8 protein-coding genes and 1 tRNA gene are annotated in these 13,371 nt (G+C 69.9%); 5 read left to right on the top strand and 4 right to left on the bottom strand.

The genetic code is table 11. The features are described 5' to 3' along the window. The first annotated feature begins 3 nt into the window (after window positions 1-3). Complete coding sequence (locus AB0310_RS10230; RefSeq protein WP_366237166.1) at window positions 4-1,140, top strand: calcium:cation antiporter; 1,137 nt, start codon at window positions 4-6, stop codon at window positions 1,138-1,140. Between the two features lie 130 nt (window positions 1,141-1,270). Here the strand turns inward: AB0310_RS10230 and AB0310_RS10225 are convergent, their stop codons facing one another. The 4 genes from AB0310_RS10225 to AB0310_RS10210 all read right to left on the bottom strand — a co-directional run bounded on the left by AB0310_RS10225 (window position 1,271) and on the right by AB0310_RS10210 (window position 9,291). Further along, window positions 1,271-1,738, bottom strand: coding sequence for a hypothetical protein (locus AB0310_RS10225; RefSeq protein WP_366237165.1), 468 nt, complete (start codon window positions 1,736-1,738; stop codon window positions 1,271-1,273). 65 nt (window positions 1,739-1,803) lie between these two features. Next, complete coding sequence (locus AB0310_RS10220; RefSeq protein ID WP_366237164.1) at window positions 1,804-8,538, bottom strand: CLIPPER-2 domain-containing protein; 6,735 nt, start codon at window positions 8,536-8,538, stop codon at window positions 1,804-1,806. Window positions 8,539-8,659: 121 nt separating this feature from the next. Next, window positions 8,660-9,121 carry a hypothetical protein gene (locus AB0310_RS10215; RefSeq protein WP_366237163.1) on the bottom strand — a complete coding sequence of 154 codons (462 nt, stop codon included), beginning with the start codon at window positions 9,119-9,121 and terminating at the stop codon, window positions 8,660-8,662. A gap of 87 nt (window positions 9,122-9,208) precedes the next feature. Then, window positions 9,209-9,291 (bottom strand) — tRNA-Leu (locus AB0310_RS10210). 144 nt (window positions 9,292-9,435) lie between these two features. On the opposite strand from AB0310_RS10210, the gene AB0310_RS10205 reads away from it, so the two are divergent. From AB0310_RS10205 to AB0310_RS10190, 4 genes are read left to right on the top strand one after another with little or no spacing between them, the layout of a single operon-like run. After that, window positions 9,436-10,161: an FHA domain-containing protein gene (locus tag AB0310_RS10205; RefSeq protein WP_025102897.1), complete on the top strand. Its 726-nt coding sequence runs from the start codon at window positions 9,436-9,438 to the stop codon at window positions 10,159-10,161. Then, complete coding sequence (locus tag AB0310_RS10200; protein WP_187662806.1) at window positions 10,158-10,676, top strand: FHA domain-containing protein FhaB/FipA; 519 nt, start codon at window positions 10,158-10,160, stop codon at window positions 10,674-10,676. The genes AB0310_RS10205 and AB0310_RS10200 overlap by 4 nt, the downstream gene beginning before the upstream one ends. A 7-nt stretch (window positions 10,677-10,683) precedes the next feature. Then, on the top strand, window positions 10,684-11,988 hold the full coding sequence (locus tag AB0310_RS10195) for a PP2C family protein-serine/threonine phosphatase (RefSeq protein WP_060922719.1): 1,305 nt from the start codon (window positions 10,684-10,686) through the stop codon (window positions 11,986-11,988). Continuing rightward, the gene (locus AB0310_RS10190; RefSeq protein ID WP_187662805.1) at window positions 11,985-13,370 is read left to right on the top strand and encodes an FtsW/RodA/SpoVE family cell cycle protein; all 1,386 of its coding nucleotides are present in this window, start codon (window positions 11,985-11,987) and stop codon (window positions 13,368-13,370) included. Before AB0310_RS10195 ends, AB0310_RS10190 begins: the two co-directional genes overlap by 4 nt. The last annotated feature ends 1 nt before the right edge of the window (window position 13,371 follow it).

The raw sequence follows: 13,371 nt of genomic DNA, 5'->3' as shown, positions 1-13,371 counted from the left end.
GTCATGATCCGGTCGTTCATCACCCGCACCGACCTGCTGCGTGTGGCCCTGGGCTGGGGCGCGGTCGTCGCCCTGCTCGCCCTGCACCCGTTGCTCGCGCCTCCCGTGCCGGGACCACTCCTGGTCGTCGCCCTCCTCGCGATCGTCGCCGTGATCCTCGTGTGCGCGTTCGGCGTCGTGAAGCAGGCCGAGGCCCTCGCCCACCGGCTGGGCGATCCCTACGGATCCCTGGTGCTGACCCTGTCGATCGTGCTCATCGAGGTGATCCTCATCTCGGCGGTCATGCTCGGGCCGGGCGAGCACGCCACCATCGCGCGCGACTCGGTCATGGCCGTCTCCATGATCATCCTCAACCTCGTCATCGGCCTGGCCCTCCTCCTCGGCGGACTCCGCCATCGGGGTATGGCGCACAACCGCACCGGCACATCCGCGTACCTGTCGATGCTCGTGGTCCTCGTCGCTCTGGCGTTCGGACTTCCGGGGCTCATCGGCCACGGCGGTGCGTACACGGTCGGCCAGGAGATCCCGATCATCGTGCTCACACTCGTCCTGTACGCGTTCTTCCTGTTCCGGCAGATGGGTGCGCAGGCCGATGACTTCACCGAGGTGGACGAGAGGCTGCGGCCAGCCCACACGGCGGCGAACGCGGCACCGCGGACCCCCATCCGCGCGGTGCTCGCGGCCCACCGCGTCGAGGTGCTGACCCGCCTCGTCCTCCTCGTCATCACCGTCGTCCCCATCGTGCTGCTCTCGCACGACATGGCGGCCCTGCTCGACGACGGTCTCGGCCGGCTCGGCGCTCCCGTCACCCTGGCGGGGCTGCTGATCGCCGGCATCGTGTTCCTCCCGGAGTCGATCACCTCGATCCGCGCGGCCCTGAACGGCGAGGCCCAGCGCGTGAACAACCTCTGCCACGGGGCGCTCGTGTCGACGGTCGGCCTGACCATTCCGGCGGTCCTCCTGATCGGCATGCTCACCGGGCAGCAGGTGGTGCTCGCCGAGTCGCCGGCCAACCTCCTCATGCTCGCCGTCACCCTGCTGCTGTCGGTGACGACGTTCGCGGCGAAGCGGGTCACCGCGATGCACGGGGCCGCGCACCTGGCGACCTTCGCCGTCTACGTGCTCATCCTCTTCAGCTGAGCCGCCTCAGCGGGTCAGCTCGGCGTGGACGGGCTTCGGGATGAAGAGGGACCTCTCCTCGCAGCCTCCCTTCGACCCGCTCGCGCGATACGTCCCCGCGCCGTAGCGGCGCCCGTCGACGGCGGTCGGTTCAGGACGCGGCGCCGGCCCCGCGCAGCGCGCAGCGAAGATCGCTCGGCGGCACGAAGTCCGCCGTGAGGGACCAGTCGGCTTCCTCCCCGGCGGGGACCTTCACCGTCGCCTGACCGGACCCGACGACCGTGGCCGCGTCGGTGGTGAAGAACACGGTCACGACGTACGTCGCATCCTCGTCCGTGGGATTGCCGACCACGCCTTCCGCCGTCCCGCCGTCGTCCTCGGTGGTGCAGGTCGTGATCTGAGTGCCGGCGCGCACCTCCGGAGCGTCCGGCACGTCCTCCGGTACGCTCGTCGCTCCGACGACCCCTTCTTCTTCACCGGGGATCTGCGGCGCTCCGTCCGCGGCGGTCGGGGTGGGGGTCGGCTCCTCCTCGGCCGCGGTGCAGGCGCTGAGCAGGAACACGGAGATCAGGAGCGGCGCCGTGAGACGGGCGATCCTGCGGTGGCGTGCGGACATCATGGGCTCCTCCTTCGACCCGACCGTCCGTGGCGGGTGATTCGCACCCGCCACGGACCACTTCTCGGTCAGCGCTGCTCCTGCTCTTCCTCTCGCCGGCGCACCCGGGTGAGGCCCAGACCCAGCCCGGCGAGGACCATCACTCCCCCGAGGAGCAGCCCTCCGGCCATGAGCGTGCCGCCCGTGACCGCGAGACCGGTCGGCGGGGTGGGGACCACTCGGGTGATCGTCTGCGAGGTCGGCGGATCGATCGGCCCGTCCGGCGTGTTCCCCGTCACCGTCGCGACGTTTCGCACCTCGCCGCGACGCACGTCCGCGGCGTCGATGGTGTGCGGGGGCACTGTGCATGTCATCTGCTCCCCGGAGGCGAGGCTCGTCGCCGGGCAGGTGACCGCACCGGCCGTCGGGTCCGACACGGCGATGTCGGAGACCGTCTGTGCCCCGGTGTTGGTGACGATGATCGTCCACTCCACGCGATCGCCGAGGTCGATGATCCGGTTGGCGTTGACGTCGACGGTCGTCGCCCGCTTCTCGATCGCGAGGGAGTTGGTCCCGTCGAACGGCACCTCCACGGTCGACGGCGGTGACACCGGCGGCGTGCCCGTGGGCGGTGTCGCCGTGGCCGTCGCGGTGTTCGTCAGCCGTCCGGAGTCCACGTCGGCCTGAGTGGTCGTGTACGTCGCCGTACAGGTCACCGTCTGCCCCGGGATGATGCGGGCCGCTTCATCCGGGCATGTGACCGCCGACAGCTCGCCCTCCCCGGAGAAGTCGGTGTCGTCGACGGCCACGTCCGCCAGCGTCACGTTGCCCGTGTTGGTCACGACGAAGGAGTACTCCAGAGTCTCCCCCACGGTGGTCATCACGGCCGGGGTCGCGGACTTCACGATGTTCAGGCCGGGGGCGGGAAGCGCCGGGACGCGCGTCTCCGACGGCGGCGACACGGGAGGCTGCAGATCCCCGGGCGGGACGCCGGTCGCCGTGGCGGAGTTCGTCACCTGACCGGCGTCGATGTCCGCCTGCGTCAGCACGTACGACGCGGTGCAGACGAGCTGCGCCCCGGGGGCCATCGATGCGGTGCCTGCCGGGCAGTCGATCGCCGACAGCGTCCCCGTCCCCGAGAACGCCCCCTCGTTCACCACGACATCCGTCAGCGTGACGTTGCCGCTGTTGGTCACGACGAACGAGTACGTGACCTCCTGGCCCACCACATAGGAGTCCGGAGCATTCGGGGTGGCCGACTTCACGACCGTGATCGCCGGGTTCCGGTCGCCGGGGACCTCGACCGTCGACGGCGGCGTGACCGGCGGCTCGCTGGTCGGCGGTCCCGTCGGGGGCTCCCCCGTCGCGACAGCCGTGTTCGTCAGTCGCCCGGCGTCCACATCGGCCTGGGTGACCACGTACGGCGCGGTGCAGGTCACCGTCGCTCCCGGGGCCAGCGATGCCGCCTCGGCAGGACACGTGACCACCGGCGCGGTTCCCGTCCCCGAGAACGACACCTCCTCGACACCGACGTCCGTCATCGTCAGATTGCCCGTGTTGGTGATGAGGAACGAGTACGTGATCGTCTGCCCTGCGGCCGAGATCTCGGTGAGGTCCGCCGTCTTGGCGACCGTGAGGGCCGGCGACCCGTCTGACGGCACCCTGACCGTCGACGGCGGCGACACCGGCGGCTCCCCGGACGGCGGCGTTCCCGTGCCCGTGGCCGTGTTGGTCACACCGCCCGCATCGATGTCGGCCTGCGTCACGACGTACGGTGCGGTGCACGTCACCTCCGCCCCCGGGGCGAGCGATTCTGCTCCCGCGGGGCAGGTCACCACCGGCGCGGTGCCGGTACCGGTGAACGAGACCTCGTCCACGCCCACCTCCGTGAGCGTGACGTTTCCGGTGTTGGTGACGAGGAACGAATAGGTGATCGTCTGCCCGGCGGCGGTGATCTCCGTCCGGTCGGCCGTCTTCGCCACGGTCAGCGCGGGTGCCGGGTCGCCGGGGACCAGCACGGTCGACGGCGGTGAGACCGGGGGTTCGCCCGTGGGCGGCGTACCGGTCACGGTCGCGGTGTTCGTCACCCCGCCGCCATCCAGGTCAGCCTGGGTGACCACGTAGGGCGCGGTGCAGGTGACCTGGGCTCCCGGCGCGAGCGATGCGGCTGCGGCGGGACACGTCACGATCGGAGCCGTGCCGGTTCCGGTGAAGGTCGTCTCGTCCACCGTCACGTCGGCGATCGTCATGTTCCCCGTGTTGGTCACGAGGAAGGAATACGTGATCGTCTGGCCCGCTGCGGTGATCGTGGTGCGGTCGGACGACTTCACCACCGACAGTCCCGGTGTCGGAGTCGACGGCACCTCGACCTCGGACGGCGGGGGCACCGGCGGCTCCCCCGACGGCGGCGTGCCCGTCACGGTCGCGGTGTTCGTCACCCCGCCCGCGTCGATGTCCGCCTGGGTGACGACGTACTCCGCCGTACAGGTCGCCTCGGCTCCCGGAGCGAGCGACGCCACCGCGGCCGGGCACTCGATGACGGGTGCCGTCCCTGTGCCGGTGAACGAGGCCTCCGTCACCTCGACATCCGTCAGCGTCACGTTGCCGGTGTTCACGACGAGGAAGGAATAGGTGATCGTCTGCCCGGCGGCCGTGATCTCCGTCCGGTCCGCCGTCTTCGAGACCGACAGGCCGGGCGACGGCTCCGACGGCACCTCGACCTCGGACGGCGGCGACACCGGCGGCTCCCCCGATGGCGGAGTACCCGTCACGGTCGCGGTGTTCGTCACCCCGCCCGCGTCGATGTCCCCCTGCGTGACGACGTACTCGGCGGTGCACGTGACCTGGGCCCCGGGTGCCATGGTGGCCGCACCCGCCGGACAGGTCACGACCGGAGCCGTCCCTGTGCCCGTGAAGGTGCCCTCGTCCACGGTCACGTCGCGCACCGTGACGTTACCGGTGTTGGTCACCAGGAAGGAATAGGTGATCGTCTGCCCCGCCGCCGTGATCTCGGTTCGATCCGCGGTCTTCGCCACGGTCAGCGCCGGCGCCGGGTCACCCGGGATCTCCACCGTCGACGGCGGCGACACCGGCGGCATGCCGGAAGGCGGCGTTCCGGTCGCCGTCGCCGTGTTCGACAGCTGCCCCGAGTCGACGTCGGTCTGCGTCAGCGTGTACGTGGCGGTGCAGGCGATCTGGGTTCCCGGCGCGAGCGCCGCGGCCCCCGCCGGACAGGTGATCGCCGACAGCTCGCCCGAGCCCGTGAAGGCCGTCTCATCCACCGTCACGTCGGTGAGGGTCACGTTGCCGGTGTTCGTGACGACGAAGGTGTAGGTGATCTCCGTTCCGACCGTGTAGCCGGCGGCGGTCGAAGGATCGGCCGACTTCACGACGGTGATCCCGTGTGTCTCGATCGACGGGACCTCGACCTCGGAGGGCGGCGACACCGGCGGCTCGAGGGTTCCGGGCGGGTCACCGGTCACAGTGGCGGTGTTCGTCACGCCGCCCGCGTCGATGTCGGCCTGTGTCACCTCATAGGTCGCAGTGCAGGTGACCTGGGCCCCGGGTTCGAGGGACGCGGCGGCTGCGGGGCAGGTGACGACGGGAGTCGCACCGGTCCCGGTGAACGACACCTCGTCGACGGTCACGTCCGCGATGGTCAGGTTGCCCGTGTTCGTCACGAGGAAGGAGTAGGTGATGACGTCCCCCGCGGCGGTGATCTCCGTTCGGTCGGCCGTCTTCGCGACGGTGAGGGCGGGCGCGCCGGGGACCGTGACGATCGCCGTGGAGGGTGCGGACACCGGCGGTTCGAGGTCGCGGGGCGGCGTGCCCGTCGCCGTGGCGGTGTTGGTCACCTGACCCGCGTCGACGTCCGCCTGCGTCGCCTCGTAGGACGCGGTGCAGGTGACCTGGGCGGCCGGAGCGAGTGTGGCGGCGGCGGCGGGGCAGGTGATGACAGGGGCCGTGCCCGTGCCGGAGAAGGCGGTCTCGGTCACGGTGATGTCGGTGAGGGTCACATTGCCGGTGTTCGTGACGAGGAAGGCGTAGTCGACGGTCGCCCCGGCGGCGGTGATCGACGTCGGGTCGGCGGTCTTGACGAGGCTGATCGTGGGCGTCTCGTCCGCAGGGACCACCACGGTCGAGGGCGGTGACACCGGCGGTTCGCCCGTGGGCGGCTCCCCGGTCACGGTCGCGGTGTTGGTCACCCCGCCCGCGTCGATGTCGGCCTGGGTCACCACGTAGGGAGCGGTGCACGTCACCTGCGCACCCGGAGCCAGCGATGCGGCGGCCGCGGGGCAGGTGATGACAGGAGCCGTACCCGTGCCGGTGAAGATGGTCTCCGTCACCCCGACGTCGGCGATCGGCACGTTTCCGGTGTTGGTGATGAGGAAGGAGTATGTGATGGTCTGACCCGCGGCGGTGATCTCCGTGCGGTCCGCCGACTTCGTCACCGTGAGCGCCGGGGCGGCGGTGACGGGGATCTCGACGGTGGACGGAGTGGACACCGGTGCCGTACCCGTGGGCGGGGTGCCCGTGGCGGTGGCCGTGTTCGTGAGCGCGGAGGTGTTGTAGTCCGCGGCGGTCACGGTGTAGCTCGCGGTGCAGGTGACCTCGGCTCCCGGGGCGAGGGATCCGGCGCCGGCGGGGCAGCTCACGTCCAGCGCCCCGGTGCCCGAGAATGCCTCCTCATCGATGCCCACGTCGGTCAGGGTCACGTTCCCGGTGTTGGTGACGAGGAAGGAGTAGTCGATCGTCTGTCCGGCGGCCGTGATCGCGGTCGTCTCGGAGCTCTTCTCCAGCGAGATCGCCGGAGCCGGGTCCACCGGCACGCGCACCGTCGACGGCGGAGACACCGGAGGCGTCAGCGACCCCGGCGGCACGCCGGTGGCGGTCGCGGTGTTGCTGACCGATCCCCCGTCCACGTCCGTCTGCGTCAGGGTGTACCTCGCGCTACAGGTCGTCTGCGCACCCGGGGCGAGGGGGGCGACCGGGCACTCGATCGTCGACAGGAAGCCGGAACCCGTGAACGCCGTCTCGTTCACCGCGATGTTCGAGACGGTCACGTTGCCCGTGTTGGTCACGATGAACGAGTAGTCGATCACCTGTCCGACCGTGAAGTCGTCCGGGCCGGACGGGGTGGCCGACTTCACGACCGTGAGCGCCGGGGTACGGGTCGTGGTGACCGTCGCGGTGCTCGGGTTGCTCTCCACGCCGGTGTTGGCCTCGGAGGTTCCGGTCGCGAGCGCGGTGTTCGTCACCGTGCCCGCGTCGATGTCCGCCTGCGTCAACGTGTACGCCGCCGTACAGGTGGTGTTCTGCCCCACGGCGAGCGTCGTCGCCGCACAGCTCACCGCCCCGAGCGTCCCCGTGCCGCTGAACGCGGACTCGCGGATGCCGAGACCCGAGACGGCGACGTTGCCGGTGTTGGACACCGCGAACGAGTACGTGACCGTGTCCCCCGCCGCGGAGGCGGTGGTCGGCGTGACCGTCTTCGTCAACGCCAGAGACGGCGCCGGAGCCGTGATCGCGAGGGCATAGTCCTCCACCTCGCCCGGGCCGCCGGTCCCCGTCGGGGTCGCCGTGGTCAGACCCGTCCCGCTCTGGATGCGGAACCGCGCGAACGTCTGCCCGCCCACCGTCTGGGAGGCGATGCCGGACCAGTTCAGCGTCACCGACGAGCCGTCCGCCGTCCCTGCGGGCACCGCCGCGGTGGCACCCTCGTTCGCATCGAACACGCCGTTGCGGTTGAAGTCGATCCAGCCGACCAAGGTCGCCGGCACCCCTGGCACCTTGTTCGAGGCCAGCACCGACACGGAATACGTGTTGGTCACGCTCGCCATGATCGGCCCGAACGACGCCACCCCCGTCTCGTCGTTGATGGTCTGGTTCGGGGCCGTACCGCCGACCACGTTGTCACCCGTGGCGTTCGCGCTGTACTGCATCGCACTCTCGGCATCCGCCGACCACCCCAGATATGTCGCCGCGTTCAGCTCCTGGGAGACCGAACCGTAGCTGGTCGGCGCATCGCCGAAGTCGTCGGGAATCGTCGTACACGAGGGGTTGAACCCGTCGATGCCCTCGCCACCGCTCTGCGCCCGATAACCGCGCACGACGATGTCGCTCGTTCCGGTCGTCCCGGCCGGCCCGCATCGCGGTGTGGGCGTGTCGAGGCCGCCGTTGGTGTTGAAGTTCTGGCGTGCGGTGAGCACGGTGGGGGTCGCCGCGAGGTTGACCCGCAGCTCGCCGGCCGCCGTGAAGGTCATCGGACGACACGTGATCTGCACCGAGGAGGGCCAGCGGGCGCCGTTGTCGCCGACGAAGGTCGTACCCGTGATCCGGTGCACGAAGGTGTTCGCCGGACACGTCGCCGTCTGCACATTCCCGCGACTCTGGTCATAGACCGGCCCGGTGATCCAGGTGGGGTTCACCGTCGCGGTGACGACGCCCGCGTTGCTCACGGTGATCGTGGAGCACTGCAGGCTGAAGCGCGTGAGGATCGAGTTGCCGGTCGCGCCGGGGGCCTCCGCCGTCCGGTTCTCCGTCTGCACCGCGGTGAGGACCGAGTTCGCCGGACACTCCGTGGGTGCCGTGAGGTCCTTGTCGGAGCCGACGATCGGACCTTCGTACGAGACGCCGAGGTACAGCTGCGCCGGGTCACCAGGGGCTGCCGTCGCGGGCAGCACGGGCGCGACGAGCGACCCGAGCACGAGGGCCAGCATCGTCGCCACCGCCCACGGTCGTCGCGGCGACAGCAGGCGTCGTCGCGTTCTCCGGTCCTTGTTCTTCTGTTCGCGTTCGGAATTCGTATGCAGAGAGAACTGCATGGACACTCCCCTGTTCCGTGCCCAGTTCACCCACCCCTCCGAACTGGGATACGGCTGAGAGTAGGGGGAGCGATCAGGGAACTCCAGGGTGACTTTCGTCCCTCCAGGATGAGGACGTGAGTCAGTTCTCCTGCTCGGCGGACAGGCCGAGCCGGTGGCGCAGAGCCGCGGCGCGCTCCTCGAGTTCCGCACGGATCTCGTGGGCGGCGAGCGAGCCGCCGGAGAGGAAACCCACCTCCAGTGCCTCTCGCCACCGGCGGTTCACCTCGGCCAGTTCACGGGTGAGGCGCTCCCTGTCCTCGTCCGAGAGCAGCTCCGGCGGGACGGCCTCCTCCACCTCGCCCTCCGGCACGACGTACCACCGGAAATCCTCGCGACCGCGCGCGTTGTTGAGTCGCCAGAGCACGGCGAGGGACACCAGGACCCCTGCTCCCCCTGTCGCGATCATCACCCAGGCGAACCCGGGCGCGTCGTCCCGTTCGAGCATGCCCAACCAGAGCAGCAGCCCACTGATGAGGCCCAGGACGCCGGGGAAGACGATGCGGACGAGGATGAGTCCGACGGTGTGCATCCAAGGGGTCATGCGTGAGACCGATCGATGGGCGTTCGCGGCGGAGAAGAAGAAAGAGCCGGTCAGACTCTGACCGACTCTTTCATGAATGTCTCGCTGTGCGCGAGGGGGGACTTGAACCCCCACGTCCATAAGGACACTGGCACCTGAAGCCAGCGCGTCTACCATTCCGCCACTCGCGCGAGCGTCTCGTTCCGAAGAACTCAACTTTCCGAGGATATCACGCGTTTTCGGCCTCGTTGCACACCCCCGGTGGGGCGTCGGCGGCGTTCCCCCAGGTCACCTGGCTACGATGTCCCTACCGGTCGGCATGCCAGAGGAGCCCAGTGGGACTACTTGACAGCTTTGAGAAGGGTCTCGAGCGCGCAGTGAACAGCGCGTTCGCGAAGACCTTCCGCAGCGGCATCCAGCCCGTGGAGATCGCTTCGGCGCTGCGACGCGAGGCGGATACCACTGCGGCCGTGGTGAGCCGTGACCGCATCATCGCGCCCAACAACTACGTCGTGCGTCTGAGCCCCGACGACGCGGAGCGCATGCGCGGGCTCGGCGGCGCGCTGACGGACGAGCTGCACGCCCTCCTCACGAAGCACGCGAAGTCGCAGGGCTACAGCTTCGCCGGCCCACTGTCCCTCACACTCGAGGCGGACGACAAGGTCGCCACCGGCACCGTGCGCGTCACCTCGGGCACCGTCGAAGGACGCGTGAGCTGGCAGGCCGTGGTCGACGTCGACGGACGCCGGCACACCCTCACCCGTGCCCGCACCGTGATCGGCCGCGGCTCCGACGCCGACATCACCATCGCCGATGCGGGATCGAGCCGTCGGCACGCCGAGATCCTCTGGGACGGCGAGCGCGCCATGCTCCGCGACATGGGATCCACCAACGGCACGAAGGTCGACGGGCAGAAGCTCCGCGAAGCCGCCCTCCCCTCCGACACCACGATCACGATCGGTCGCACCGACCTCGTGTTCCGCATCGTCCCCGTCGCCACCCCGTCGCGGTCGTCTCGCCCCGACGATGACGCGACCCGCGTGTTCGGAGCCCTCGGATGAGCGAACTGGTCCTGCTCCTGCTCCGCATCGGCTTCCTCGTGCTGATGTGGTTCTTCGTGTTCGGGGTCGTCTACTCCCTGCGCGCCGACCTGTTCGGAGTGCGTGCTCGCAAGCTCCCCGCCGAGGCCACCGCGGGAGCACCCGCTGCTGCCGCTCCGGCACCGACCGCTCCGCCCCGTCCCTCGTCGGCGCGACCCTCGACCGGCCCCGCGACCGTGGCGACGGCGAAGCGCCTCGTGATCACGTCCGGGCCGAAGGCCGGTCTCGAGCTCCCCCTCGGCTCCGACGCGATGACGATCGGCCGCTCCAGCGAATCCGCCCTCGTGATCCGCGACGACTACACGTCCAGCCATCACGCCCGACTCATACTCCGCGGTGACACCTGGGCGATCCAGGACCTCGACTCGACGAACGGCACGTTCGTGGCCGGCCAGCGGGTGACGGGCGGCCCGGTCTCCCTGAGCCTCGGCACCCCGGTCAAGGTCGGCGCGACGACGTTCGAGTTGAGGGCCTGACGCCGGCATGGTCTTCGAAGGCTCGAGCGCCGCGATCTCCCACACCGGGAAGGTCCGCTCCAACAACCAGGACTCCGGGTACTCCGGGGCGAACCTGTTCGTCGTCGCCGACGGCATGGGCGGGCACGCGGGCGGCGACGTCGCCTCCAGCATCGCGATCCAGCGCATGGAGCCGCTGGACCAGCCGTACTCCTCCACGGAGGATGCGCAGGCCGCCCTCCAGGCCGCCGCCACGACCGCCGCGGGCGACCTCATCCGCGCCGCCAAGGATCGTCCGGAGCTCGCCGGGCTCGGCACCACGCTCAGCGCCATCATCATGGTGGACGAGTATGCCGTCATTGGTCACATCGGCGACTCCCGCATCTACCTCTACCGCGACGACGCGCTGACGCAGATCACGGCCGACCACACCTTCGTGCAGCGCCTGGTCGACTCCGGCCGCATCACGCCGGAAGAGGCCAGGTACCACCCGCGGCGCTCCGTGCTCATGCGCGTGCTCAGCGACATGGACGCCGACCCCGAGCTGGACATGTTCGTCATGCACGCGCAGCCCGGCGACCGCTGGCTGCTGTGCTCCGACGGCCTCTCCGGTGTCGTGGACGAGGCCCGCATCCTCAAGGCCATGCAGCTCGGGCTCGCCCCCGGCCGCACGGCGGACAACCTCCTCAAGCAGGCCCTCGACGGCGGCGCCCCGGACAATGTCACGATCGTGATCGTCGACGTCGGCGGTCAGCACCCCGTCCACTCCGGCACCGCCACGATCGTCGGAGCGGCATCGAACCCGTCGGGTGTCTACGTGCCGCCGGTGCGGGCCCCGCGGAGCAACTGGCTGCACCCGGTGCGGCAGGCCGCGAATGAACCGAGCCACTTCGAGCCGGCACCCGAGTACCTCGAGGAGCTGATCGAGGAGGACCGCCGTCGCGCCAAGCGCCGCCGGCTGGGCTGGATCGCCGGCACCCTCGTCGTCCTCGCGATGCTGGGCTTCGCCGCGTTCGCCGCCTACAGCTGGACGCAGACGCGCTACTTCATCGGCGCCGATGAGGACAGTGTCGTGATCTTCCAAGGTGTGCAGCAGAACATCGGTCCGATCACGCTGTCGACGCCGGTGGAGGACACCGAGATCCTCCTCGCCGACCTGCCCCCGTATCAGCGGGCCTCGGTCGAGCGCACGATCAGCGCACGCTCGCTCTCCGACGCGATGGCCATCGTCGACCGTCTCCGCACGGGCGCCGAGGCGAACATCATCGAGCAGACCCCGCTGCCCACACCGCTCCCCTCCCCGAGCGCCACACCGTCGGGAGGTGCCGGGTGAGCACCGACGTCCAGGCCGACACCACGGTCATCAAGGCCCTGCGCCGCCTGCGCATGCCGCAGACGCAGCGCAACCGCGAGTTCTGGCTGCTTCTCTTCGCCTGTGCGATCAGCGGCGCCGCCCTCACCCTCGTCCAGCTCGGCGCCCTCGGCACCATCGACCCGATGATCCTGGCGATCGGCGGCGGCCTGGCAGCTCTGGCGTTCGCGCTGCACATCGTGCTCCGCTTCGTCGCCGCCGACGCCGACCCCTTCGTCGTCCCGATCGCGACGCTGCTCACCGGACTCGGCGTCGCGATGATCTATCGGATCGACATCGCCTTCGCGAACACCGGGTGGAACGCGTACTCCACCAAACAGCTCGCCTGGACCGCCATCTCGCTGGCCGGGGCGATCACGGTGGTCATCCTGCTGCGCAACTACCGGATCCTGTTCCGGTACACCTACATCTTCGGACTCGCCGGAATCCTCCTCCTGCTCCTGCCGTTCGTGCCCGGTCTGCGGATCCCCGACGCCAACGCACAGGTGTGGGTCTCGCTCGGCGGCATGTTCGCCTTCCAGCCCGGAGAGCTCGCCAAGATCTGTCTCGCGATCTTCTTCGCCGGCTACCTCGTGCGCACGCGGGAGAGCCTGACGTCGGTGGGCAAGCGGGTGCTCGGGATCACCTGGCCGCGGATGCGCGAGCTCGGTCCGGTGCTGGTCGTCTGGCTCGTCTCGCTCGGCATCATCGTCGTCCAGCGCGACCTCGGTACCGGAACGCTCATCTTCGGCATGTTCGTTGCCATGCTCTACGTCGCGACAGGCAAGACGAGCTGGGTGCTCATCGGTCTCGGCCTCGTGGTCGCCGGCGTCGCCGTCGCCTCCCAGATCCTCAGCTACGTGCAGGGCCGCTTCGTCAACTGGCTCTTCCTGTTCGACTCCTCGAAGGTCGACCCCGACGGCGCCGGATACCAGCCCATGCAGGGCTTGTTCGGGCTCGCCCGCGGCGGCCTCATCGGCACCGGCTGGGGGCAGGGCCGCCCGGAGATCACGCCGCTCGCGCACAGCGACTACATCATCACGAGCCTGGGCGAGGAGCTCGGCCTCATCGGGCTCTTCGCGATCCTCTGCCTCTACATGGTGTTCGTCAGCCGCGGCGTCCGCATCGGTCTCGCCGGTCAGGACGATTTCGGCAAGCTGCTCGCCACGGGCCTGTCGTTCACCATCGCGCTGCAGGTGTTCATCATGGTCGGCGGTGTCACCCGGGTCATCCCGCTGACCGGTCTGACCACCCCGTTCCTCGCCGCCGGTGGCTCGTCGCTCGTCGCGAACTGGCTCATCGTGGCACTCCTCCTCCGCATCTCCGACGGCGTCCGCCGTCAGCCCCGGGTGGTGATCGGCTGAC

Origin of the sequence: Microbacterium meiriae, from assembly GCF_040702565.1 — a bacterium.
GTDB classification, from domain to species: Bacteria; Actinomycetota; Actinomycetes; order Actinomycetales; family Microbacteriaceae; genus Microbacterium; species Microbacterium meiriae.
Note: the sequence above shows the minus strand (reverse complement) of the source record. Positions and strands in the feature narration are given on the sequence as shown.